Consider the following 22,284-nt stretch of genomic DNA (forward strand, 5'->3'; position numbering starts at 1 on the left):
GCTCCACCTTGAGCACCCCTCAACCACGTGCCCCCCGTCCAAACGGTCGAGCCGCGACCAAGGCCACCCGTCCGGCCCACCTTGAGCCCCCTCAACCACGTAAGCCGCGTTCAGACGGTCGAACCGTGCTCAAGGTCGGCGGCCGGTCCACCTTGAGCACCCCTCGACCATGCGCCCGCCGTCCGGACGGTCGAACCGTGCCCAAGGTCGCGTGGCCGGTCCACCTTGAGCACCCATCGACCATGCGCGCCGCGTTCAGATGGTTGAGCTGTGCTCAAGGTGGATGGTGGGGCGGGGGCGTGCTGGGCGGACGTGCACCACCCAGTAACCCTGCTCCGAGCGCTTCGGGCAGGACGTGCTGAGCGTGAACCGGGCCGGCCGAACGAAGTTGGTGGGTGATGGCGGTCCGCGTCGTACCGGGCGTCGGGTGCGGTGGGGCGAGGGCGCAGTAATGTCGAGGGCGTGGATCTGGGTGAGATGCGGCGGACGTATGGGCTGGGCGAGCTGCTCGAGGATCAGCTTGATGCGGATCCGATCGTGCAGTTCGGGGTCTGGCTCGCGCAGGCGACCGAGGCTGGGATCGCTGAGCCGAACGCGATGGTGCTGGCGACCGCCGATGCCGACGGCCGCCCATCCGCGCGGACCGTGCTGCTGAAAGGGCTCGATGAGCGGGGCCTCGTGTTCTACACCAATCAGCAGTCCCGCAAGGCTGACGACCTAGCCGCGAATCCGCACTGCGCCCTCGTCTTCCCGTGGCACGCGATGGAGCGGCAGGTGCGGATCGAGGGCACCGTCAGCAAGCTCCCCACCGACGAGGTCGACGCCTACTTCGCTGCCCGTCCCCGCGAGTCCCAGCTCGGGGCCTGGGCGTCGCAGCAGAGCCAGCCGGTGGAATCCCGGGCCGAGCTGGATCTGCAGTACGCGTCGTACGAGCGCCAGTGGCCCGAAGGCACCGAGATCGCGACCCCGTACTTCTGGGGTGGATACCGGGTCGAGCCGCAGGCGTTCGAGTTCTGGCAGGGCCGGGTCGGTCGCCTGCACGACCGCCTGGCCTACCGCCGTACCAGGTCTTCTTGGGAGCTCGTCCGGCTCCAACCCTGAGGGGGCGCGGGCGATTCGCGGATGCCGTGCTTCTCCCACCAGCGGACCAGCGGCCCCGGAGCCCACCAGTTGGCGCGACCCAGCAACCGCATCGTCGCCGGCACGAGCAGCGCCCGCACGATCGTCGCGTCCAAAGCGATCGCGATCACCAGCCCGACCCCGATCATCTTCACGAACACGATCCCCGAGGTCGAGAACGCCGCGACCACGATCACCAGCAGCAACGCAGCGCTGGTGATGATCCCACCCGTACGCTGCAGCCCGAGCGCGACCGCCTGGGTGTTGTCCCCGGTCCGGTCGTACTCCTCGCGGATCCGGCTGAGCAGGAACACCTCGTAGTCCATCGACAACCCGAACAGCACCGCGAACAACAGCACCGGGTTCGTCGCATCCAGGAACCCGGCCGGCGTGAAGTCCAGGAACCCGGACAGGTGACCGTCCTGGAAGATCCACACCATCGCGCCGAACGCCGCCGACAGCGACAACACGTTCATCACCAGCGCCTTCAATGGCAGCACAAAGGAGCCGAAGGCAAGGAACAGCAGCAGGAACGTGACCAGGATGACGAACCCGCCCATGTACGGCGCTCGCTCCGCCAGCACGTCGAGCAGATCGATCAGCGTGGCTGTCTCGCCACCGACTTCGGCGGTCGTCCCGGCCGGCGGCGCCACGCCCCGGACCGCGTGGACGACATCACGCGCAGGCAGTTCCTGCGCCGTGTAATGCGTGTGCACAACCACTTCCGCGACACCGTTCTTGAACCCACCGACCCGGACGTCGTCGACCTCCGCGATCTGGGTCAGCTTCGCCACATAAGGCTGCAGGGCTGCGGACGGATCGGTCGGAGCCTGGTCGAAACGAACTGCGACGAAGACGTCCGATCCGCCGGCCCCGGCGAAGTCGCTCTGCAGGGTTTCAGTCACCGTTCGCGCCGTGGCACCGGACGGCAGTGCCCGGTGGTCGACCCCACCCAATTGTGCTTGCAGGAAAGGGACTCCGAGCACAAGCAGCAGCGGGACGAGCACCAGCACGTAACGCACCGGCCGCCGCATCACGCTGTGCGCGAGCCGGTACCACGCTCCGTGGTGATCGGCCGCGGTCGACCGCCGACGCAGGAACGGCACCTGCAGGTTGTTCACGCGGTGTCCCAGCACAGCCAGCAATGCGGGCAACGCGGTGAGCGCAGCGACCATCGCGACCGCGACCGCTGCGACCCCGCCGTACGCCATCGAACGCAGGAACATCACTGGGAACAACGCCAGGCTGGCGATCGCGACCCCGACGGTGACGCCGGAGAAGGCGACGGTCCGCCCGGCCGTGGCCATCGTCGTGGTCAGTGCCGTCTCGACGTCATTGCCTTGGGCAAGTTCTTCGCGGAACCGGGTGACGATGAACAGCGCGTAGTCGATCGCGAGCCCGAGCCCGATCATCGTGACGATGTTGATCGAGAAGATCGACACATCAGTGACCGCGGACAACCCGCGCAGCAGCACGAACGCGCCCAGGATCGCCAGCGCACCAACGAACAACGGCAGTGACGCGGCGACCAGGCCACCGAACACGACCACCAGCAGCACCAGCACGATCGGCATCGAGATCGTCTCGGCCCGCACGATGTCCTGCTCGGTCTGCGTGTTCACCTCGTCGAAGACCGCGATCTCGCCGCCCACCTTGGTGTCCAGCCCGGCCGGTCCGCTCCGCACCTGATCGGCGATCCGGTGGAACGTCTCCAGCCGCTCCTCCGGAGTCGCGCCGGCCAACGTCAGTACGGCGTACGTGCTGTGCTGATCCTTCGACGCGAACACGGGCGACTTGGTGCTCCAGTACGTCGTCGCCCGCAGTACGTCGTTATTCGGCAGCTCGGCCAGATCCTGCTCGACCGCGGACCGGAATCCGGGGTCGGCGACAGTCTGATCCGAGCTGCGGTAGAGCACGATCACGTCGGTGCCGGTGCGGCCGACGTTCTGCTCGATCGTGGCGACGGCATGCGCTGCCTCGGTGTCCGGGGCGTCGAAGCCGCCGTTCGCCAGCGACCCGAACACCCCGGTGCCCCAGACCACCCCCAAGGCGATGAAGGCGGTGGTCAGGGCGAGGACCAGACGGCGCCGCCGATAGCTGAAATGACCGAGCGTCTCGAACACGAAACTCTCCCGAAGGGCGTAAAGTTCAGGCGAAAGTATTGAGTGAACAGCGTTCACTGTTAACAGTGTTCACTCAGGATTCGACCGTGTCAAGGAGTGTGTGGATGAACCGGCGTGACGAGACGCGGGCGGCGATGCTGGCCGAGATCAAGCGGGCCGCGCGCCGGCTGCTCGTCAGTGGCGGCGTCGCGGCGATCGGTCTGCGTGCGGTCGCCCGCGAGGTCAACCTCACCGCGCCCGCGCTGTACCGCTACTTCCCGAGCCACGAAGCTCTCATCACCGAGTTGATCGCCGACCTGTACGACGAACTCACGACCGCGCTGATGGAGCTCGGTTGTGAGAGCGAAGGCGATCTCGGCGCGCAGCTCTACCTGCTGGCGAACGGCCTGCGGGACTGGGCGCTGGCGCAGCCGGCCGAGTTCGCGCTGTTGTTCGGTACGACGATCCCCAATCCGGATGCTGAGGGGCACGACGACACCCCTGGTCACCAGGCCGCGATGCGGTTCGGGGCGCTGTTCAAGGAGCTGGTGGCCCAGATCTGGCACGAGAAACCGTTCCCGTACCCGGCGGACGACGTACTCGGCACCAAACTCGTTGCCCAGCTCAGCGATGAGGCCGCGCACTTCCACGGCATGCCGCCGGGTGCGATCTACCTGGGCCTGACCTACTGGACGCGGCTCTACGGCCTGATCTGTATGGAGGTTTTCGGCCAGTTGCACTGGGTGCTGCCCGATGCGGCAGCGTACTTCGAGGCCCAGCTCTACGAGATCGGCCTCGCGATGGGGCTCGACTGCCCGGCACCCGAGTAACTGTGTCGAAAAGTAAGAAACCCGCGGGCGCTTCCAGGCCACAGCCGGATGGCAGTGGTCCAGGGTCAGGCGGACTACCTGACTACCCGCGGGTCCGGTGGCGGCGTTGGATTGGCCGACCACTTGCCCAAAAGCTAGTGGTTGGCGGTCAGCCCGCCGCCACCTCACGAGTCCGGTAAGAAATCATTCTTAGGACCACCTCCCTTCGCGTGTACCGAAAATCTACGTCGCGCGCGTTGCCCGTTCAACTGCTTTTCGCTGACGGATGAACGAGAATCTGGCGCATGGTCCTCAGACTCGGTCTGCCCGTCATCCTGCTCCTGATCGGAACCGGCTGGTTCGCGTGGGCGTCGTACCGGCGGGCCGCCCAGGCTGAGCGCGCCCTGGCCGAGATGAACGCCGAGCATCGGGCGTTACTGCATGAGGTCAGGGCACTCGAGCGGGCGGTTTCGGCTGCGGAGCAGGGTTTGCGTACGCTCAGCTCGCATCCGTCGGTGCCGCGCGATGTCGCGGTCACCGCCGACCTGACCCTCGCCGACGTTCGGCGACTGGTGGAACGCAAGGAGCTAGAGGACTGATGGCAAAGCTGGGGACCACCGCGGTCAAGTCGGGTGGCGGGGTCAAAGGGAAGCTGATCGGCGGCGGGATCGTCACGGTCATCGTGATCATCGTGCTGTTCAACATCTTCAACTTCGCCGACACCGACGCGAACAAGATCGGTCTGCACTACGGCGGTGGCGTGGTCGAGGACAAGAAGTTCAAGTCGATCGTCCCGCCGGGTTCGACGAACAAGCTGATCGGTCCGGGGGACGAGGTCTACGCCTACCCGATCGACCAGCGTTCGTACATCATCGGCGGCGCCGGGGCGGACACCGACGCCGGCGACGAGGTGACCGTGGTCAGCAAGGACAACGTGCGGCTCGGCGTCCGGGTCCAGGTCTACTTCACGCTGAACCGGACCGAGGACACGATCAAGTCCTTCCACGAGCGGATCGGCCTGAAGACGGACGCCTACACCGACCGCGGCTGGAACGACATGCTCCAGTCCTACTTCCGGCCGCAGATCGACCGGGCGCTGTCCGCGGTCGCGACCAACTACGTCTGGGCCGAGCTGTACAACAACGAGGCGAAGAAGGCCGAGTTCCAGACCGCCGCGTCGAAGGAGTTCACCCGGCTGCTGCCGGCCGCTGTCGGTGGTGACTACTTCTGTGGCCCGGCCTACAACGGCAACAACGGCTGTGGCGAGCTGTCCTTCACGGTGCAGAAGCCGACCCCGCTGGACAAGGGCATCATCGACGGCCTCGAGGCCAAGCAGCGCGCCGAGCTGGCCAAGGCCACCCAGGAGCAGACCAACCAGCGCGTCAACGTCGAGTTGCAGTCGGTCAAGCAGCAGGTCGCAATGCTGGGCGCGCAGGGCTACCTGCTGAAGACGGCCATCGAATCGGGCAAGATCCAGTTCATGGTCATCCCGCAGGGCACCCCGGTCAGCGTCCCGACCGGTACGGCGACCGTCCCCGCGGACCGCTGATCCGATCATGAGCGCGCTGCCGTCGCACCTCGAGCTTGTGCAGGGCGTCGTCCTGCCCAAGCCGGTCGGCGCGCATCCGGTGCTCGACTTCGTCAACACCCGGTCCGAGTGGACCACCCGTGGCCCCGCCCGGACCGAGTGGCTGACGTCGTACGAGGCCTTTCTGATCTGGAACTCCGCCGTCGGCCTGCTGTCACCGGCGGCGGTCTTCCGGCTGATCGAACAAGCCGGCGGCCGCCCGACCGAAGCGGCCCGCCGGCTGACCGCGACCTTGGACTTCCGGATCGACCTGTACGACGTACTGACCGGGCGGGCGGATGAGACCGACGGACCGTTCGAGGCCGTGGCTCGGGTGATCGAGCGGGCGTCCGGCCGCCGCCAGTTCGTCCGCACCGAAACTCCATCCACGGACGCGCTCCGCGCGGAGGGCAGTGCGACCTGGGAGCTGCCGGAGGATCTGGCCCGGCCGCTCGACCAGCTGGCGCTGTTGGCCGCCGAACTCCTCGCCGGCCCGGAGTGGGCTCATGTGCGGACGTGTCCTGGCTGCGGCTGGTTGTTCCTCGATTCGCGCGGGCGTCGCCGTTGGTGCTCGATGGCGACCTGCGGCAACCGCGCCAAGGTCAGGGCCCACGCGGCCCGCACTCGCTAGTTGAACAGCGCTGGGTCCACCAAGATCCAGGTGGCCCGCGCACGGGCCAGAACCCGGCCGTCGGAGTCGTAGAGCGTGCTGGCGGTCAGCGTCTTGCGACCGTCCATCCCGAGCAGCTGTCCGAGCACCACGCACTCCTCACCGGGCTGCGGCTGCGCGTCGACACACGCGGTGAGCTGGCCGAGCACCGACGGCCGGCCCTCCAGATCGATCGCCCACCCGCTCGGACAGTCCAGTGCGGCCCACAAGAACACCGGGTCGCTCGCCAGATCAGCCGCAGGCGTCCACGTGCACGCCGTCCGGCCGTCGCCCAGCGGACCCGGCTTGAGCTGCAGACCGCTCGGGTTCTCCGGTCCGCAGACGAAGCACCCCGGGAACGGATGCTTCGCCAGCCCGCGATACCCCGCCTCCGCCTTCCGCGCCTCCTCGAAGGACACCGGCTCCACCGTCGCGTCCGCCAGAAACTCCGCCGCAACCGGTACGGCGCCCGCCACCAACTGCTCGCCGTTCCGCAACTGCGCGCCCTCGGGGCTCACGTCGAGTTCGAGGTCGATCTCCATCGGCGGCGGAACGCGCAGCGTCACCTGCGGTACCAGCTCATCTGCGAGCACCCCGGCGAGCGCCGTACCGGCAATTCCCGCGACATACCCACCGTTCCCCGACCGAGCCGGCCCCCGAAACCGCCCCTCAATCCGCACCAAACCCATGGCCACCGACCCTAACCCCACCACCACCTTGAGCACCCATCAACCACGATCCGGCCTCCCGAATGACCGATCCGTGCCCAAGGTGCCCAGGCGCGACTTTGAGCACCCATCAACCACGCTCGGCGCGTGCGGGTGACTGATCCGTGCTCAAGGTGCGACCCAGCCCCACCTTGGGCACCCCTCAACCACGATTCGGCTCCGCGGATGACCGAGCCGTGCTCAAGGTGCCCGGGCGGGACGTTGGGCACCCATCGACCACGCTCGGCGCTCCTGAACGACTGATCCGTGCTCAAGGTGCGACCCAGCCCGACCTTGGGCACCCATCGACCACGATTCGGCTCCGCGGATGACCGAGCCGTGCTCAAGGTGCCGGGGCGGGACTTTGGGCACCCATCGACCACGATCTGGGCCCCCGGATGACCGAGCCGTGCTCAAGGCGATCTCGATTCCACTTTGGGCACCGGTTGGTCATGGTTGGTGGCTTTGGGTGACTGATCGGTGCTCAAGGTCGGGGGAATGAGTTGGGTCGAACAGGTATTTCAAGCGGACTTCGGAGACTCCGTAGTCCGTTGGCTGTGGCAGGTGTGAGGTGGGGGAGTGGTGGGAAGGAAAAGGATTTCAGAGATATCTGAGGATTTCTCGGAAAAGAACGTGCTGAGGCCTCTGATTCAAACGACCGTTTGAACTATGCTGACTGCAGGCTACGGCCCGTGAGCAGGTGGGGTGCCTGCGCGAGTGGTGGCTGGGGGGAAGGAGAACTCTGTGGAGACACCGGTCGAATCGACCAGGGAACGTTTGCTCAATGTCGCCGAGCAGCGGTTCGGCGAAGGGGGATACGAAGGTACTTCGCTGCGCGCGATCACGGTCGCCGCGGCGGCGAACATCGCGGCTGTCAACTACCACTTCGGCTCGAAAGAGGCTTTGCTGCGGGCGGCGGTGGCGCGCGCGATGGCGCCGGTCAACACCGAGCGCCGGCGTCGGCTGGACCAACTGGAGGCCGCCGGTACGCCGTCGGCCGAGCAGCTGATCCGGGCCTTCGTCGAGCCCGGTCTGGACCTGGTCCTGCGCCGCGGTGAGCGGGGTGCGGTGGTGGCGCGGTTCATCGGACGGATCGCGTTCGATCCGAGTCAGCGGATTCGCGAGCTGTACGTCGCCGAGTCCGATCCGATCGAGGCGCGGTATCTGGCGGCGCTCCGGACGGCGTTGCCGCACTCGGCGCCCGAGGCGGTCGCGTTCGGGTACGTGAACATGCTCGGACTGCTCGCGCTGCACCAGTCGCAGGCGCTCACGCCGGCACCTGGTGGAGCGGAGCTGGAGGACCCAGGAAAGCTCGCGGAGAACCTGATCGCGTTCCTGGTGGCGGCGTTCGACCGGGGGTTGCGCGCCTGAAACCAAGTGACCACAGGGAGTGATGCTTTGTCCGGAGAATGTTCATGGATGTTCGGACTACCGGGTAACGCTGCATAATGGCGCTCCGTGGACCCCAGTGAAGTCGTGGTTGCCGTCGATCTCGGTGGAACCCGGATGAAGTGCGGCCTGGTCGCCGCCGACGGTGCCGTGCTGCACCGGGAGACCAGGCCGACTCCCCGGGCCGCCGGGGGCCGCGCCGTGCTCGACGCACTGCTGGAGACCGTCGTCGAACTCGGCCAGAAGGCTACTGCGGACGGTCACCGGGTCCGTGCGATCGGTGTGGTCGTGCCCGGCATCATCGACGCCGAGACCGGCACGGTCGTCGCCGAGAACCTGGCCTGGGCCGCGACACCGGTCCGCACGGAGCTGGTCGCCGCGGTCGGCAACGACGTACCGGTCGTTCTTGCGCACGATGTCCGGGCCGGTGGGTACGCCGAGCTCCGGCAGGGCGCGTTGAAGGGGACCACCAATTCGCTCTTCCTGCCGCTCGGTACCGGGATCGCGGCCGCGATGGTGATCGACGGTCGCCTCGTCAGCGGTGACGGGTACGCCGGTGAACTCGGTCACAGCCGCTTCATCCACGGCGACGCCGCCGAGCTCTGCGCCTGCGGCCAGTGGGGTTGCCTCGAGACCGTTGCGTCCGCGGCCGCACTGGCCCGCCGGTACGCCGCTCGGTCCGGCCGGATCGTGGACGGCTCCCGCGAGGTGCTGGAGCTGCTCGCCGCCGGTGACGAGATCGCCGCTGAGGTCTGGCACGACGCTCTGAACGTCCTCGTCGATGCGCTCGTCCTCTACACCACCCTGGTCGCGCCGACCCGGATCGCGATCGGCGGCGGGCTGGTCGGCGCCGGCGAGACGCTGCTGCAGCCGCTGCGCGACGGGGTGCACGCACGCCTGACGTTCCAGCGCGAGCCCGAGATCGTGGCCGCCGTGCTGGGGGAGGAAGCCGGCTGCCTCGGCGCCGCGCTCTACGCCTGGGATCGAATCGAGGAGCTGAAATGACGACCTATCGGGTGGGCCGCCTCGTCACGCCGGACGACGTTCTGGAGAGTGCCTGGATCCAGGTCGTCGACTCCGACATCCTGGCCTACGGCCGCCGGTCCGAGGGGATGCCGGCCGACGGCAAGCGCCCCGAGGACCTCGGCGACGTGACGGTCGTCCCTGGGTTCGTCGACATCCACACCCACGGTGGCGGCGGATCGTCGTACTCGACGACCGACCCAGAGGAGGCGCGCAAGGTCGCGGCCTTCCACGCCAAGCACGGTACGACGACCACCATGGCCAGCCTGGTCACCGGACCGCTGGACCTGCTGGCCTCGCAGACCGCCTGCCTGGCAGACCTGGTCACCGACGGCATCATCAACGGTGTCCACCTCGAAGGACCGTTCCTCTCCGAGGCGCGCTGCGGTGCGCATGAGCCGACGCTGCTGCGGGACCCGGTCGCGGACGATGTGACCAAGGTCCTGAGCGACGTCGTACGGATGGTGACGATCGCGCCGGAGCTCGAACACGGGCTGGACGCGATCCGCCAGGTCGTCGACGCCGGTGCGGTGGCTGCGCTCGGGCACACGGATGCGACGTACGAGCAGATGATCGCCGGTGCCGACGCGGGCGCCACGGTTGCGACGCATCTCTTCAACGGGATGCGGCCGTTCCATCACCGCGACCCGGGTCCGGTAGGTGCCGCGATCAACGATGAGCGGTTGCTGCTCGAGGTGATCAACGATGGGATGCACCTGGATCCGCAGGTCGTGCGGGTCGCGCTGGCCGCGGCCGGTGTGCATCGGATCGCGCTGATCACCGACGCGATGGAGGCGACCGGGATGGGGAACGGTCACTACAAGATCGGCAACCTCGAGGTCGACGTCAAGGATGGTCTGGCCACGCTCGCCAAGCCCCCGCACTCGATCGCCGGCAGCACCTTGACCATGGACGTTGCCTTCCGCAACGCCGTCAAGGCCGGTACGTCGCTCGTCGACGCGGCCCGGATGGCCTCGACGACCCCCGCCCAGACCTTCGGCTGGTACGACGTCGGTGCGATCGAGACCGGCCGTCGCGCCGACCTGGTGCTGCTGGACGACGAGTACTCCGTCCAGAAGGTGATGCGGGCCGGCGCATGGCTGGATTAGTCGGCACGGTCACGCTCAACCTCGCGTTGGACGTCACCTACGAGGTCCCCGAGTTGGTGGTTGGTGGCAGTCATCGGGTCAGTACGATTCGGTCGCGCGCTGGCGGCAAGGGTGTGAATGTTGCCCGGGTCGCAGCCACGCTCGGGCATCCCGTTCTGGTGCTGGGTTTTGTCGGTGGAGTCACTGGTGAGGCGGTCGCCGCCGAGTTGTTCGATGCCGGGCTGACCGCGTTGCTGACGCCGATCGCGGGGGAGACCCGGCGGACCGTTGCCATCGTCAACGGAGTCGACGGTGACGCGACGATCTTCAACGAGGCCGGTCCGTCGGTCTCGGCCGATGAGTGGCGCGCTTTTGGTGAGCGGATGCCGTGGGGACGCCTTGGTGTGCTGGCTTGTTCGGGCAGTATTCCGCCCGGCCTGCCCGCCGACGCGTACGCCGAAATCGCAGTCCGCGCGCGGCATCACGACGTACTGACTGTCATTGACGCCGGGGGAGATGCGCTGCTGGCGGCCGCTAAGGCGGGTGCGGTGGTTCGCGCGAACGCTGCCGAGCTGCGCGAAGCTGTTGGTGACACCGAGGTTGAGGATGGTGCGCGGCAGCTGGTCGAGCTTGGTGCGAAGGCCGCTGTGGTCACCGACGGCCCTCGTGGAATGGTTGCTGCCAGCAACAAAGGTGTCTGGCGTGCACTCCCGGTCGAGCGGGTCAGCGGGAACCCGACCGGCGCCGGAGATGCCTGTACGGCGGTCGTCGCGGCCGCCGTCGCGGATTCACCCGAGCCCGACTGGTCCGTCGTACTGAAGTCTGCCGTCGCGGCCTCCGCTGCTGCCGTGCTGACACCCGTTGCCGGAGACATCGACCTGGCTGCGTATCGACGGTGGCAGCCTCAGGTCACTGTAAAATAAGGGAGAACTCATGCCGTTGGTTTCCGGAGCCGAGGTTGTGCTGGCCGCCGCCAAGGCGGGTCGTGGGGTTGGTGCGTTCAACGTCATCCAGCTCGAGCACGCCACCGCGCTGATCGCCGGCGCCGAGCAGGCCGGAACACCGGTCGTGCTGCAGATCAGCGAGAACGCGGTCAAGTACCACGGCGCGCTGAAGCCGATCGGCGTTGCCACCCTGGCGGCAGCGGCCGCCGCGACGGTCCCGGTGGTCGTCCACCTCGACCACGCGATGGACCGCGACCTCGTCACCGAGGCGGTTCAGCTCGGCTTCACCTCGGTCATGTACGACGCCTCGAAGCTCGAGTACGCCGACAATGTCGCCTCGACCACCGAGGTGACCAAGTTCTGCCACGACCACGGGGTTTTCGTCGAGGCCGAGATCGGCGAGGTCGGCGGCAAGGACGGCGTGCACGCCCCCGGCGCCCGCACCCGCCCCGACGAAGCAGTCGCCTTCGCCGAAGCCACCGGCGTCGACGCCCTCGCCGTCGCCGTCGGTTCTTCCCACGCCATGACCGAGCGCACCGCCACCCTCGACTTCGCCCTGATCGCCGAGCTGCACGCAGCCGTCGCCGTACCGCTCGTCCTGCACGGCTCCTCCGGCGTAGCCGACCCCGACCTCACCCGCGCCGTCGAAGCCGGCATGACCAAGGTCAACATCGCCACCCACCTCAACAACGTCTTCACCGCCTCGGTCCGCCAAACCCTCACCGACAACCCGGCGCTGGTCGACACCCGCAAATACCTAGGCCCCGCCCGATCCGCAGTAGCCGCCGAAGTAACCCGCCTCCTGGGCCTGCTCAAAGCCTGACCCGGCCCCCGGATCACACGGCCTGATATCCGTCGATGTTGACCGTTCTGCCCCCTTGCGAGGGCTCAGAAGGGGCAACACGGGCTGATATCCGTTCGTGTGGGCGGGGTGCAACGCGACGACCCGGGCGGATGGCCGGGGGTGGGCAGCTGGTTAGAGGGTTGCGCTGCCGCGGATCCAGTGGGCGCGGAGGTCGTCGCGGGCGCGGTGGACCTGCTCGCGTACGTCGGGGGCCGGGACCTCGAAGTCTTCGATCAGGCGGGTGAGGGCCAGCTCGAGGGCGGCGACCAGGGCGTCTTCCTCGGTCAGGTCGGATTCGGCGACTGCGCGGAGGCCGGCTGCGAGGGCGGTCAGGCCGGTTCGCTCCTGGTCGGTGAGCTGGAGCGTGAGGTCGGTTCTGGTGGTCACGGCAACTCCTCGTCGGCTTGGTACAGTCATGGTGCCGTGCAACGGTAGTGTTGCACAACAGCGCACACTACTGGCACACAACAGGCACACACTAGGCGCAGTCGAGGAGCCGGCCGGGATGACCGTGATGGTGGACGAGACGCTCCGTACGGCGACCATCGCCGTACTGGCCGAGCACGGCTGGTCCGGGGTCACGCTGGAACGGGTGGCCGAGAAGGTGGGCCGCTCGCGCGTCACGCTCTGGCGGCAAGGGCTCACCGTCGAGCTCTTGCTCAACTCGCTGCTGGACGCCCTGGCCGAGGACTACCGGGACACGATGTGGCCGGTGCTGGCCGGTTCCGGGACCGGGCGTGAAGGGCTGATCCGGACGCTGGAAGCCTTGTTCGACGTGATCGACCGGCATCTGCCGTTGATGCTTTCGTCGGATCTGGTCTTCCATCAGGAGCAGGCGCGCAGCGGCCCGGTGTCGTTCATCGCCCCCTTCGAGCGGTTCCTCCGCGACGGCGAGGCGGACGGGACGCTGCACCCGCATGGCCGGATCAGTGACGTCGCCGAGGTGCTGATGGTCGCGGCCACCTTCACCTACGTGCACATGCGGGGCCGCCATCACTGGTCCCGGGCCAGGGTCCGCGGGCTGACCGTCGACCTGGTGCTCCGCGGTCTCATCTGATGCAACATGGCGGTTGCAAAAACTGCAACGACCATGTTTCACTGGTGGAAACCACCGTCTGGAGGCTCCGCCATGACTCTTCCGTACGCCGAACCCCTGATCCGCCGCGAACCGCAGCCCCGCGTGATCCCCGAGCCGCCGCGCGTCGGCGAACCCGGTGGCGACCCGTGTGGCCTGTGCGACTGGCTGGCGAACTACGAGCAGTCCGAGCACCGGCCGCCGCTGTGGGTCAACGACGACTGGGCGCTGATCCGGTCCACCGACGTCACGATCCCCGGCATCGTCTGGCTGACCACTCGTGCTCACCACGACTCCTTCGCCGACCTGCCGGACCGGCTCGCCGCGAGCTACGGCCCGGTGGTCGCGCGGGTCGAGCGCGCGATCCTCGCCCTCGGGGACATCGCCCGGGTGCACATCTACCGCTGGGGCGACGGCTCCTCGCACTTCCACGTGTGGTTCTACCCGAGGCCGCTGGGCATGCTGGAAGCGCGGCGGGAGATGCTTCCGCTGTGGGCCGACCTGCTGCCCGCAGCACCCGAGGAGGTCGTGGCCGATGCCGAACGGAAGATCGCCGCGGCGATGGCGGCGGGCGACTGACGTGCCCACAGCCCAGTCGCAGCCCGCACCCCAGTCGCAGCCCGGACTCGCGCGCCGCCTCGGCCTGACCGACGCGGTCGCGATCGGAGTCGGCTCGATGGTCGGCGCCGGCGTGTTCGTGGTCTGGCAACCGGCCGCGCAGGCGGCCGGCTCGGGTCTGCTGATCGGGCTGCTGATCGCTGCGGTCGTTGCCTACTGCAACGCCGTGTCGTCCGCTCAGCTCGCAGCGGTCTATCCGGTTGCCGGAGGCACCTATGTCTACGGCCGGGAGCGGCTGGGTGAGTGGTGGGGATTCGCGGCCGGCTGGTGTTTCGTCATCGGCAAGACCGCGTCGTGCGCCGCGATGACGCTCACCTTCGCCACGTACGCCGTACCGCTCGATGGCTGGGCTCGAAGGCTGGTCGCGTTGCTGGCCGTGGCCGCGCTGGCGGCGGTCAACTATCGCGGCGTGACCAGGACGGCCCGGCTGACCAAGATCCTCGTCGCCTGCAGCCTCGCGGTCCTGACACTCGTCGTGGTGCTCCTCGGCACCGGCGGCACCTCCCACGACCTACCCGCGATCACGGACACCTCGGTGCACGGAGTCCTTCAGGCGGCAGGCCTGCTGTTCTTCGCCTTCGCCGGCTACGCACGGATCGCCACGATGGGGGAGGAGGTGCGCGAACCCGAGCGCACCATCCCCCGCGCGATCACCATCGCATTGACGATCGCCATCGTCATCTACCTGCTCGTCGCCGTGATGCTCCTGCGAGTCGTCGACCCCGCAGCCAGTACGGCGCCACTCGCCGCCGCGGTCGATGCCGTCGGCGCAGCTTGGGCGGTACCCATCGTCCGGATCGGTGCCGCGCTCGCGAGCCTGGGCGCACTTCTCGCCCTCATCACAGGCATCGGCCGTACGACGCTGGCGATGGCCCGCAATCGCGATCTGCCGGGCTGGCTGGCTGCTGTCCATCCGCGGTACCAGGTGCCGCATCGGGCGGAGGTCGTACTCGCGATCGTCGTCGGAGCCCTCGTCCTCACCACCGACCTTCGCGGCGTGATCGGCTTCTCCTCGTTCGGCGTCCTCCTGTACTACGCCATCGCCAACGCCTCCGCGTTCACCCAGCCGGCCGACCAGCGTCGCTGGCCCCGAGCCATCAACGTGATCGGCCTGCTGGGTTGCCTCGGACTCGCGGTCACCTTGCCCTGGCGCTCAGCTGTCGCGGCCGCCGTACTGCTGGGCTTGGCTCTTCTCGTCCGAAAGCTCAGGAAAGGTCGCGCCGGATCCGCCAGAAGGTGAAGCCGAGCAGCCCGAACGCGAGGAGCAGGAACAGACCGAACTCGCGCCACTGCAAAGCCCAGAACTTGTCGGCAGTGAAGTAGCGGACGTGCTGGCTGTAGCCTTCGTCGGCCATTCGCTGGAAGCAGGCTGCGGCTTTGGGTGAGGTCGCTCGCTCGTTCGGTCCGTTCGGCTCGCAGTCGATCACCCACTTGGGCAGGGTGGCGACCTTGCCGGACTTGTCGACGGTCTCGTCGGTCAGCTTCCACCCGCCGACGGCGTTGATCCCCACTTCGATCTGTTTGATCTCCGCGTCTGGACCGGGTCCGCTGATCATGAAGCCACGCAGGTTGTCCGCGGTCGCCACGGTGTTCTGGTCGGTCGGTGCCATCAGGTGCGGCCGGATCAGCGTCGGCGCGAGGATCTGCACCAGGATCACCACGGCCAGCGTGACCGCGAGAGCGACGAGAGTACGCCGTACCGCGAGGCCGATCGCGACCCCGAGCGCGAACGCGAAAACGGCGTACCCGATCGGGACCAGGCCGCGACCGGAGAACGTCACTGGGAACATCCGCGGCAGGTAGAAGTTCGACTCCTGGCCCGCGTTGATCGCCTTGTCGATCGGCGAGGACCACCACGTCACGGCCAGGCTGAGCGCTCCGGTGACCACGATCGTGCCCAGCCCGCCGACGCCGACCTTCGTGGCCAGCCAGCGCCACCGCGAGATGCTCTGACCCCAGACGAGCCGATGCGTCCCGGTCTCCAGTTCGCGCGCGATCAGCGGTGCGCCCCAGAAAGCGCCGATGATCGGAGGTACGGCGTACAGGAGGGCCAGGCCGACTTGGTAGAGCACGGGATTGAGCCGGGCGAACGCGAGGTTCTTGATGAAGTTGTCCGCGAACCGCTGGTAGTCGTCGGCCAGGCCGGGCCCGGTCGCCGCGTACAGGACGGCGGCCGCGAGCACGACCGAGGCGATCACGAGGAACTGGACGCGGAACTGCCGCCAGGTCAGCCAGATCATCGCTGCACCTCCAGAACGGGACGCTCGGACTGAACCTCGCGGCCCATGTAGGCCAGCACCAGGTCCTCGAGCGTGAGCTGGGTGACCGACCATGACGGGTCGAGGATCGGCCGGTCGGTCCGGATCAGGAAGGACGACTGCCGATCGGTGTGGCTCTCGTTCACCACGTACTGGTCGCCGGGCAGTTCCTTCGCCGTACGGCGGGGCCCGGTGAGCCGGTGGTGTGTCGCCAGCAGGGTGTCGATCTCGCCGTTGACCTGCACTCGTGAATCGACCAGCACGACCAGGTAGTCGCACGACCGCTCGACATCGGAGACGAGGTGTGAAGACAGCACGACGCTGAGCTCCTGCTCGGCCACTGCCTCCATCAGATCCTGGAGAAACTCGCGCCGGGCCAAGGGATCGAGCGCGGCCACCGGTTCGTCGAGGATCAGCAGCTCCGGACGCTTGGCCAGGCCGAGCGTCAACGCGAGCTGCGCCCGCTGGCCGCCGGACAGCTTCCCGGCGCGCTGCTTCGGATCCAGCCTGAGCCGCTGGATCCGTTGCTGGGCTAGGGAATCGTCCCACTCCGGGTTGAGGTGCGCGCCGAGTCGCAGGTGGTCGGCCACGCTCAGCCGGGCGTAGGTCGGGGTGTCCTGAGCGACGTACCCGACCTTGGCCTGCTGGGTTCCGGCCGGCTGGCCGAGCACCTCGACCGATCCGGTGGTCGGTGACAACATCCCCACCGACAAGTTGAGCAACGTGCTCTTGCCGGCGCCGTTCGGCCCGACGAGTCCGACGACATGGCCGGACGGGACCTCGAGGTCGCAGTCAGTCAGCGCCCACCGGCGGCCGTACTTCTTCCCCAGTCCGTGTGCTTGCAGGGCGGCGTTCATGCGACCCCCTCCTGAGAGGCGGACCGAAACGTCGTGAGGAACAACGCCTCGATGCTCTCGTCGTCCAGGCCGGCCTTGCGGGCCTTGGTGAGCCAGCGCCGCAGGTCCTGACGGAGGGGACCGTGCGCGGCGAGCGTGTTGTCGGTCAGCGTGCGCGTCACGAAGGTGCCGCGACCGGGCTTGGCCTGCACGAGGCCCTCGTGCTCAAGCTCGCGGTACGCCTTGAGCACCGTGTTCGGGTTGATCGCCAGCGCCGCGACCACATCCTTCACGGTCGGCAACTGGTCCCCCTCCCGCAGCAGGCCGAGCCGGAGCGCATTCCGCACCTGCTGAACGATCTGCTGGTACGGCGACACCCCCGACCGCCCGTCCAGATGGAACTCGATCATCTCCAACCCCATTCATCTAGTTACCTAGTACTATAGGGGTAGCGATGAAGCGCCGGTCAAGCCTTGATCGCCTCGTACCTCCGGAGCGCCTCCCGGCGGGCCTCGGCATGGTCGACGATCGGGTCGGGGTAGCCGTCGGCGCCGCCGTACTTCCAGGGTTCGTGGGCGGTCTTGCCGTTGAGGTCGCGCAGTTCGGGGATCCAGCGGCGGACGTACTCGCCGTCCGGGTCGAACTTCAGTCCCTGGCCGACCGGGTTGAAGATCCGGAAGTACGGCGACGCGTCCGCACCGCAGCCGGCCACCCACTGCCAGTTGAGTGAGTTCGACGCGAGATCGCCGTCCCGCAACGACTGCATGAACCAGCGGGCGCCGTACTTCCAGTGCACGTGAAGGTCCTTCACCAGGAACGACGCGACGACCATCCGGACCCGGTTGTGCATGAAACCCGACGCTGCCAGTTGCCGCATCCCGGCGTCCACGAACGGGTAGCCGGTCCGCCCCTGCTGCCAGGCCGCGAGTTGGTCGCCAGGTTCGTCGTACGCCATCTTGTCGAACTCGCTGCGTAACGGTTTCCAGGCTGCTTGCGGGTTGCGGGCGAGCAGGTCGGCGCAGAACTCGCGCCAGGCAAGCTCCCGCCGGTACGACTCTGCGCCGCCGCTGCGTCTGCGGGCGAGGTCGGCCAACATCGTTCGCGGGTGGATCTCGCCGTACTTCAACGGGATCGACATCCGGGAGGTGCCGTCGAGATCGGGCCGGTCGCGGACGTCGTCGTACTGTGCAACGTCATCGAGATACGCCTGCCAGTGTTGTCGTGCGGCGTCCTCGCCTGCGGCAGCACCCTCCGGCAGGGCCTCGCTGTCCGCCTTGACCCACTGCACGTCCTGCGGGGCTTCGACCGGTTGCCGCCAGCCGTGCTCGAGCCAGGCGCGGAAGTACGGCGTGAACACCTGGTACGGCCGGTCCTGCTGGTTGACGATCCGGCCCGGAGCGATCGCGTACGGCGAACCGGTGGCGACCAGCGGACAGTTCAATGCGGCTTCAACTTCTTTGTCGCGTTCCTGCCCGTACGGCGCGTAGTCCGCACTGATGTGAACACTCACAGCACCAACCTCATGCGTCAGCGCTGGGATCACTGTCGCCGGATCACCTGACCGCACAACGAGCCGCCCACCCATCGCCTCCGAGAGCCCCCGTAACGAGGTGGCCAAGTGTTCACGCCGCCGATCGCCAGAACGCTTCCAGAGCAACGGATCGACCACGAACACGCCGAGGACCCGGCCGTCACCAGCACTTACGGCGTCCAGCAGGGCCGGGTTGTCACCCAATCGCAGGTCGCGGCGGAACCACATCATTGCTGTCACATCCGGCATCCTGAGCCAGTACCCGTGGCAATGCGGGAAGACTTGCTCACATAAGCGACAATGGATGTCGTGAGCGAGCTGATCGATACCACGGAGATGTACCTGCGGACCGTCTACGAACTCGAGGAAGAAGGCATCCTGCCGCTGCGCGCGCGGATCGCCGAACGGTTGCACCAGTCCGGGCCGACGGTGAGTCAGACGGTGGCGCGGATGGAGCGTGACGGTCTGGTCACGGTCGAGGGTGACCGGCACCTCGAGCTCACTGCTGTCGGTCGCAAGCAGGCCGTCCGGGTGATGCGGAAGCACCGGCTGGCCGAGCGGCTGCTGGTCGACGTGATCGGGCTCGAGTGGGAGGACGTGCACGCCGAGGCCTGCCGCTGGGAGCACGTGATGAGTGACGCGGTCGAGTTGCGGCTGCTGAAGATCCTCGACAACCCGACCGAGTCGCCGTACGGGAACCCGATTCCGGGCCTGGAGGAGCTGCTCACCGACGGCCAGGCCAGCGGGATCGAGGACTTCCGGATCGGCGTCGAGCCGCTGGACAAGGTGCTCGACCAGGCCACCGGCCAGAGCGTGCGGGTGCTGGTCCGGCGGATCGCCGAGCCGGTGCAGACCGACGACAACGCGATGTCGGTGCTCCGCAAGGCCGGCGCGCTGCCGGGCCGCGAGGTCGACTCGGCCCTCGACGCCGAGGGCGTGCTGGTCGGCAGCCGTGAAGCCGGTGGCGTGATCAGCGACGAGACCGCCGGTCACATCTTCGTCAGCCTGGTCTGAGGACTCGGCTGAAGTCAAGGGAACGTTAACGCTGAGCACTCGATGCGGTACGACGAGTGCTCAGCGGGTACCGTCTCGCTGAAATGTCCGAAAACGTCATCGACTGGCCGGAGTACCTGCGGGAGTTCCACACCGCGGCCCCGGGCAGCACCGAAGCCCTCCTGTCCCGCGCCACCGCCGGCGACCACACGCCGTACCGATGGCTGGTCCGAGCTGTGTCCGGCGAAGCCCGGCGCGTCCTCGACCTCGCCTGCGGCAACGGGCCGGTGGCCCGCGAGCTGTACGGGCGCTGGGTGGTCGGGGTCGACAACAACGCGGCCCAGCTCGCCGGGGCGCCCGGTCCGAAGGTCCAGGCCGACGCCCTGCACCTGCCGTTCGCGAACGAGGTCTTCGACGTCGTCACGTGTTCGATGGGGCTGATGGTGCTCCAGCCGCTCCCCGACGTACTGGCCGAGGCCGCGCGGGTTCTGCGCCGCGGGGGAGTGCTGGCCGCGATCGTCCCGGCCGTCCGCCCGCTGCGGCGCGGTGACATCCGGACGCTGAGCGGGCTGACCACGCGGCTGCGGTCGACCCCGCAGTTCCCGGCCGGTGGCGAGATCACCGAGCTGAAGGACAAGCTCCGGCACGCTGGGTTCGACATCATGGAGAGTCAGCGCGAGCGGTACGTGTACACGATCCGCGGCGCCGACGACGCGCGCCGGCTGGTGAACGCGCTCTACCTGCCCGGTACGCCGGACGTCCGCCGGGACACCGCGAGTGAGTGGCTCGCGGACCGTGCCGAGTCGAAGGACGGCCTCGAGGTCGCGATCCCGATCCGCCGGATCACGGCCATGCGCGGGAAGGTCGCCCTCACCGGTTAAACACTGCCAGGCTGATCTGCCCGCTGGCATCGCCCGGCGGGGAAGTAGCGTGTGCCTGTGGGTGCTGCGCTGAGCTGGTCCGTGCGGACCGTGGACCGGGCGCTCGACGGTGAGACGGTCTACCGCGAGCTGCTGGCGGCCGAGCCGGTCGCGTTCTGGCTCGACGGCAGCCTGACCGACCGCGCCGCGCGCCGGATCTCGGTCCTCGGGACCGGCTCCGACGTCCTGGTCCGCGATGCCGCCGACGGTGACGTCTTCGCCGAGCTGGCGAGCCTTCTTGCGTCGCACACAGGTGAGCCGCCGGAGGTCCTCGACGGCTACTTCAACGGCGGGTACGTCGGTTACTTCGGATACGAGCTGAAGTCACTCACCGGCGGTACGGCGGCCCATGTCGCCTCGACCCCGGACGCGTTGTGGATCTGGGCGGACCGCTTCATCGTGATCGACCACGATCGGGACCTGACGTTCCTGGTGGCAGTCGGCCCGGGGGACGCTTGGCTCGATCGCGCCGAACGGGCAGCCGCCGACTGGTCGATGACGGGGGTGGTCCGGCCGGCGATCGCCGACCTCGATCTCGAAGCCCATCTGGAGCTGGACCGACGGTCGTACCTGGCCGCGATCGAGCGCTGCATGACCGCGCTCGAGGCCGGCGAAACGTACGAGGTCTGTCTGACGAACCGCGTCCGGCTCCCCGCCGTACCGGACCCGTTCGGTTTCTTCTGCTGGCAGCGCGCCGCGAACCCAGCGCCGTACGCGGCCTTCCTCCGGTACGGCGATCTGGCCGTGGCGAGCTCGTCGCCGGAACGCTTCCTGACCGTGGATGCGGACGGGTGGGCCGAGTGCCGCCCGATCAAGGGGACCGCGCCGCGCGATCTGGATCCGTTCCAGGACAAGCTCGCGGCGAAGGCGCTGGCCGAGGACGAGAAGACCCGCGCCGAGAACCTGATGATCGTCGACCTGATCCGCAATGACCTCGGTCGGGTCAGTCGGCCCGGTTCGGTGCAGGTGCCGCAGTTGATGCAGGTCGAGAGCTACCGCACGGTGCATCAACTGGTCACCACGGTTCGCGGTCAGCTGCGATCCGACGTGAGCGCGGTCGACGCCGTACGGGCGTGTTTTCCGCCCGGGTCGATGACCGGGGCGCCGAAGATCCGCACGATGGAGCTGCTCGACGAACTCGAGCCGAGCGCTCGCGGCGTTTACTCCGGCGCCCTCGGGTACCTGACGGTGGACGGCCGGGCGGACCTGAGCGTGGTGATCCGGACGGCGGTCCTGACGCCGGACGAGACGGTGATCGGTGCCGGGGGAGCGATCGTGCTCGACTCCGAACCGGTCGCCGAGTACGACGAAATGGTGCTCAAGGCAACGGCCACGGTCGGGGCCAGGTAAGGGGTGGAGATGGGATTGCAGGTCGCGGACTCGTTCCTGGTAACCGACGGCGCAGTGCGGGGTCTCGACCTGCACCGCGACCGTTTCGTCGGCTCGTGCGCGGCAGTCGGTGTCGACGCGGCCCCCTTCTGGGAGCAGCAAGTACGACGCCTCCCGGGCTTCGGCCGCTGGTTCCCCCGCTTCGAACTCCACGACACCGGCGAACTCACCGTCCAGCGCCGCCCCGCCCCCACCACCGGCGGCCGGGTCCGGGTTGCCGTCCACGAAGGTCCCGACCCTCGAACAGCCCCTCGCGTCAAGGGCCCCGACCTGGAACTCCTGGGCAAACTCAAGGACGCCGCCCCGCACCGAGCCGACGAAATCATCCTCCTCGACAGCGACGGCAGTGTCCTGGAAGCGGCGTACTCGGCCATCGCCTGGTGGGAAGACGAAACCCTCTGCTTCCCACCCCCCGACCGCCCC

Annotated in this window: 24 protein-coding genes; 17 read left to right on the forward strand and 7 right to left on the reverse strand. The window is 68.1% G+C overall.

Translation table 11 applies throughout. The annotated features are described in order from the left end of the window. Window positions 1-462 precede the first annotated feature (462 nt). Entirely contained in the window at window positions 463-1,101 is a 639-nt protein-coding gene (gene pdxH / locus E1261_RS26565; protein ID WP_238176434.1) for a pyridoxamine 5'-phosphate oxidase, read from the forward strand. On the opposite strand, the gene E1261_RS26570 is transcribed toward pdxH, so the two are convergent. Continuing rightward, the gene (locus E1261_RS26570; RefSeq protein ID WP_132411116.1) at window positions 1,053-3,242 is read right to left on the reverse strand and encodes an MMPL family transporter; all 2,190 of its coding nucleotides are present in this window, start codon (window positions 3,240-3,242) and stop codon (window positions 1,053-1,055) included. The genes pdxH and E1261_RS26570 overlap by 49 nt on opposite strands. Before the next feature lie 104 nt (window positions 3,243-3,346). On the opposite strand from E1261_RS26570, the gene E1261_RS26575 reads away from it, so the two are divergent. The 4 genes from E1261_RS26575 (at window position 3,347) to E1261_RS26590 (ending at window position 6,228) form a co-directional block, all read left to right on the forward strand. Beyond that, a complete protein-coding gene (locus E1261_RS26575) occupies window positions 3,347-4,051 on the forward strand; it encodes a TetR/AcrR family transcriptional regulator (RefSeq protein WP_132411118.1) in 705 nt (234 codons plus the stop codon). Window positions 4,052-4,335: 284 nt separating this feature from the next. Then, window positions 4,336-4,629, forward strand: a complete 294-nt coding sequence (locus E1261_RS26580) for a hypothetical protein (RefSeq protein WP_238176435.1) — start codon at window positions 4,336-4,338, stop codon at window positions 4,627-4,629. Continuing rightward, window positions 4,629-5,579 (forward strand): SPFH domain-containing protein, encoded by a 951-nt coding sequence (locus E1261_RS26585; protein WP_132411122.1) that lies wholly within the window; start codon window positions 4,629-4,631, stop codon window positions 5,577-5,579. The genes E1261_RS26580 and E1261_RS26585 overlap by 1 nt, the downstream gene beginning before the upstream one ends. A gap of 7 nt (window positions 5,580-5,586) precedes the next feature. Beyond that, the gene (locus tag E1261_RS26590; protein WP_132411124.1) at window positions 5,587-6,228 is read left to right on the forward strand and encodes a CGNR zinc finger domain-containing protein; all 642 of its coding nucleotides are present in this window, start codon (window positions 5,587-5,589) and stop codon (window positions 6,226-6,228) included. Here E1261_RS26590 and E1261_RS26595 read toward each other — a convergent pair. Beyond that, complete coding sequence (locus E1261_RS26595) at window positions 6,225-6,935, reverse strand: hotdog family protein (protein ID WP_132411126.1); 711 nt, start codon at window positions 6,933-6,935, stop codon at window positions 6,225-6,227. The genes E1261_RS26590 and E1261_RS26595 overlap by 4 nt on opposite strands. Window positions 6,936-7,697: 762 nt before the next feature. Between E1261_RS26595 and E1261_RS26600 the strand changes: the two genes are divergently transcribed. The 5 genes from E1261_RS26600 to E1261_RS26620 all read left to right on the forward strand — a co-directional run bounded on the left by E1261_RS26600 (window position 7,698) and on the right by E1261_RS26620 (window position 12,220). Beyond that, on the forward strand, window positions 7,698-8,324 hold the full coding sequence (locus tag E1261_RS26600; RefSeq protein ID WP_132411128.1) for a TetR family transcriptional regulator: 627 nt from the start codon (window positions 7,698-7,700) through the stop codon (window positions 8,322-8,324). 87 nt (window positions 8,325-8,411) lie between these two features. Further along, window positions 8,412-9,347, forward strand: coding sequence for an ROK family protein (locus E1261_RS26605; RefSeq protein WP_238176436.1), 936 nt, complete (start codon window positions 8,412-8,414; stop codon window positions 9,345-9,347). Beyond that, window positions 9,344-10,474, forward strand: a complete 1,131-nt coding sequence (gene nagA / locus E1261_RS26610; RefSeq protein ID WP_132411130.1) for an N-acetylglucosamine-6-phosphate deacetylase — start codon at window positions 9,344-9,346, stop codon at window positions 10,472-10,474. Before E1261_RS26605 ends, nagA begins: the two co-directional genes overlap by 4 nt. Continuing rightward, window positions 10,462-11,376, forward strand: coding sequence for a 1-phosphofructokinase family hexose kinase (locus E1261_RS26615; protein ID WP_132411132.1), 915 nt, complete (start codon window positions 10,462-10,464; stop codon window positions 11,374-11,376). The genes nagA and E1261_RS26615 overlap by 13 nt, the downstream gene beginning before the upstream one ends. A gap of 10 nt (window positions 11,377-11,386) precedes the next feature. After that, the gene (locus E1261_RS26620; protein WP_132411134.1) at window positions 11,387-12,220 is read left to right on the forward strand and encodes a class II fructose-bisphosphate aldolase; all 834 of its coding nucleotides are present in this window, start codon (window positions 11,387-11,389) and stop codon (window positions 12,218-12,220) included. Between the two features lie 153 nt (window positions 12,221-12,373). On the opposite strand, the gene E1261_RS26625 is transcribed toward E1261_RS26620, so the two are convergent. Next, window positions 12,374-12,628 carry a hypothetical protein gene (locus tag E1261_RS26625; protein ID WP_132411136.1) on the reverse strand — a complete coding sequence of 85 codons (255 nt, stop codon included), beginning with the start codon at window positions 12,626-12,628 and terminating at the stop codon, window positions 12,374-12,376. A 118-nt stretch (window positions 12,629-12,746) separates the two neighbouring features. On the opposite strand from E1261_RS26625, the gene E1261_RS26630 reads away from it, so the two are divergent. The 3 genes from E1261_RS26630 to E1261_RS26640 all read left to right on the forward strand — a co-directional run bounded on the left by E1261_RS26630 (window position 12,747) and on the right by E1261_RS26640 (window position 15,174). Further along, entirely contained in the window at window positions 12,747-13,298 is a 552-nt protein-coding gene (locus E1261_RS26630; protein WP_132411138.1) for a TetR/AcrR family transcriptional regulator, read from the forward strand. 72 nt (window positions 13,299-13,370) lie between these two features. Next, window positions 13,371-13,895: a hypothetical protein gene (locus E1261_RS26635; protein WP_132411140.1), complete on the forward strand. Its 525-nt coding sequence runs from the start codon at window positions 13,371-13,373 to the stop codon at window positions 13,893-13,895. Beyond that, complete coding sequence (locus E1261_RS26640) at window positions 13,852-15,174, forward strand: APC family permease (RefSeq protein ID WP_132411142.1); 1,323 nt, start codon at window positions 13,852-13,854, stop codon at window positions 15,172-15,174. The genes E1261_RS26635 and E1261_RS26640 overlap by 44 nt, the downstream gene beginning before the upstream one ends. Here E1261_RS26640 and E1261_RS26645 read toward each other — a convergent pair. The 4 genes from E1261_RS26645 to E1261_RS26660 are packed head-to-tail and all read right to left on the reverse strand — an operon-like array spanning window position 15,140 to window position 18,808. Continuing rightward, window positions 15,140-16,174 (reverse strand): ABC-2 transporter permease, encoded by a 1,035-nt coding sequence (locus E1261_RS26645; protein WP_132411144.1) that lies wholly within the window; start codon window positions 16,172-16,174, stop codon window positions 15,140-15,142. The two genes, E1261_RS26640 and E1261_RS26645, sit on opposite strands and share 35 nt — an antisense overlap. After that, window positions 16,171-17,049 carry an ABC transporter ATP-binding protein gene (locus E1261_RS26650; RefSeq protein WP_132411146.1) on the reverse strand — a complete coding sequence of 293 codons (879 nt, stop codon included), beginning with the start codon at window positions 17,047-17,049 and terminating at the stop codon, window positions 16,171-16,173. Before E1261_RS26650 ends, E1261_RS26645 begins: the two co-directional genes overlap by 4 nt. Then, complete coding sequence (locus E1261_RS26655; protein WP_165952665.1) at window positions 17,046-17,438, reverse strand: GntR family transcriptional regulator; 393 nt, start codon at window positions 17,436-17,438, stop codon at window positions 17,046-17,048. The genes E1261_RS26650 and E1261_RS26655 overlap by 4 nt, the downstream gene beginning before the upstream one ends. A 56-nt stretch (window positions 17,439-17,494) precedes the next feature. Continuing rightward, complete coding sequence (locus tag E1261_RS26660) at window positions 17,495-18,808, reverse strand: cryptochrome/photolyase family protein (protein ID WP_132411150.1); 1,314 nt, start codon at window positions 18,806-18,808, stop codon at window positions 17,495-17,497. Between the two features lie 51 nt (window positions 18,809-18,859). On the opposite strand from E1261_RS26660, the gene E1261_RS26665 reads away from it, so the two are divergent. From E1261_RS26665 to E1261_RS26680, 4 genes are all read left to right on the forward strand, one after another. Continuing rightward, window positions 18,860-19,573 (forward strand): iron-dependent transcriptional repressor DtxR, encoded by a 714-nt coding sequence (locus tag E1261_RS26665; protein WP_132411152.1) that lies wholly within the window; start codon window positions 18,860-18,862, stop codon window positions 19,571-19,573. Window positions 19,574-19,656: 83 nt separating this feature from the next. Next, on the forward strand, window positions 19,657-20,433 hold the full coding sequence (locus E1261_RS26670) for a class I SAM-dependent methyltransferase (protein ID WP_132411154.1): 777 nt from the start codon (window positions 19,657-19,659) through the stop codon (window positions 20,431-20,433). Between the two features lie 57 nt (window positions 20,434-20,490). Further along, window positions 20,491-21,822 (forward strand): aminodeoxychorismate synthase component I, encoded by a 1,332-nt coding sequence (gene pabB / locus E1261_RS26675; protein WP_202875044.1) that lies wholly within the window; start codon window positions 20,491-20,493, stop codon window positions 21,820-21,822. A 9-nt stretch (window positions 21,823-21,831) separates the two neighbouring features. Beyond that, on the forward strand, window positions 21,832-22,284 hold a 453-nt coding region (locus E1261_RS26680), incomplete at its 3' end, for an aminotransferase class IV (RefSeq protein WP_165952666.1).

The organism is Kribbella albertanoniae, from assembly GCF_004348455.1.
GTDB lineage: Bacteria > Actinomycetota > Actinomycetes > Propionibacteriales > Kribbellaceae > Kribbella > Kribbella albertanoniae.

Bases quoted from the DNA above. Each gene is read 5' to 3' on its own strand.
- E1261_RS26575 (WP_132411118.1), top strand. From the start codon at position 3,347: ATGAACCGGCGTGACGAGACGCGGGCGGCGATGCTGGCCGAGATCAAG.
- E1261_RS26580 (WP_238176435.1), top strand. From the start codon at position 4,336: ATGGTCCTCAGACTCGGTCTGCCCGTCATCCTGCTCCTGATCGGAACC.
- E1261_RS26585 (WP_132411122.1), top strand. From the start codon at position 4,629: ATGGCAAAGCTGGGGACCACCGCGGTCAAGTCGGGTGGCGGGGTCAAA.
- E1261_RS26590 (WP_132411124.1), top strand. From the start codon at position 5,587: ATGAGCGCGCTGCCGTCGCACCTCGAGCTTGTGCAGGGCGTCGTCCTG.
- E1261_RS26595 (WP_132411126.1), bottom strand. From the start codon at position 6,935: ATGGGTTTGGTGCGGATTGAGGGGCGGTTTCGGGGGCCGGCTCGGTCG.
- nagA (WP_132411130.1), top strand. From the start codon at position 9,344: ATGACGACCTATCGGGTGGGCCGCCTCGTCACGCCGGACGACGTTCTG.
- E1261_RS26615 (WP_132411132.1), top strand. From the start codon at position 10,462: ATGGCTGGATTAGTCGGCACGGTCACGCTCAACCTCGCGTTGGACGTC.
- E1261_RS26620 (WP_132411134.1), top strand. From the start codon at position 11,387: ATGCCGTTGGTTTCCGGAGCCGAGGTTGTGCTGGCCGCCGCCAAGGCG.
- E1261_RS26630 (WP_132411138.1), top strand. From the start codon at position 12,747: ATGACCGTGATGGTGGACGAGACGCTCCGTACGGCGACCATCGCCGTA.
- E1261_RS26635 (WP_132411140.1), top strand. From the start codon at position 13,371: ATGACTCTTCCGTACGCCGAACCCCTGATCCGCCGCGAACCGCAGCCC.
- E1261_RS26640 (WP_132411142.1), top strand. From the start codon at position 13,852: ATGCCGAACGGAAGATCGCCGCGGCGATGGCGGCGGGCGACTGACGTG.
- E1261_RS26645 (WP_132411144.1), bottom strand. From the start codon at position 16,174: ATGATCTGGCTGACCTGGCGGCAGTTCCGCGTCCAGTTCCTCGTGATC.
- E1261_RS26650 (WP_132411146.1), bottom strand. From the start codon at position 17,049: ATGAACGCCGCCCTGCAAGCACACGGACTGGGGAAGAAGTACGGCCGC.
- E1261_RS26655 (WP_165952665.1), bottom strand. From the start codon at position 17,438: ATGATCGAGTTCCATCTGGACGGGCGGTCGGGGGTGTCGCCGTACCAG.
- E1261_RS26660 (WP_132411150.1), bottom strand. From the start codon at position 18,808: ATGCCGGATGTGACAGCAATGATGTGGTTCCGCCGCGACCTGCGATTG.
- E1261_RS26665 (WP_132411152.1), top strand. From the start codon at position 18,860: ATGGATGTCGTGAGCGAGCTGATCGATACCACGGAGATGTACCTGCGG.
- E1261_RS26670 (WP_132411154.1), top strand. From the start codon at position 19,657: ATGTCCGAAAACGTCATCGACTGGCCGGAGTACCTGCGGGAGTTCCAC.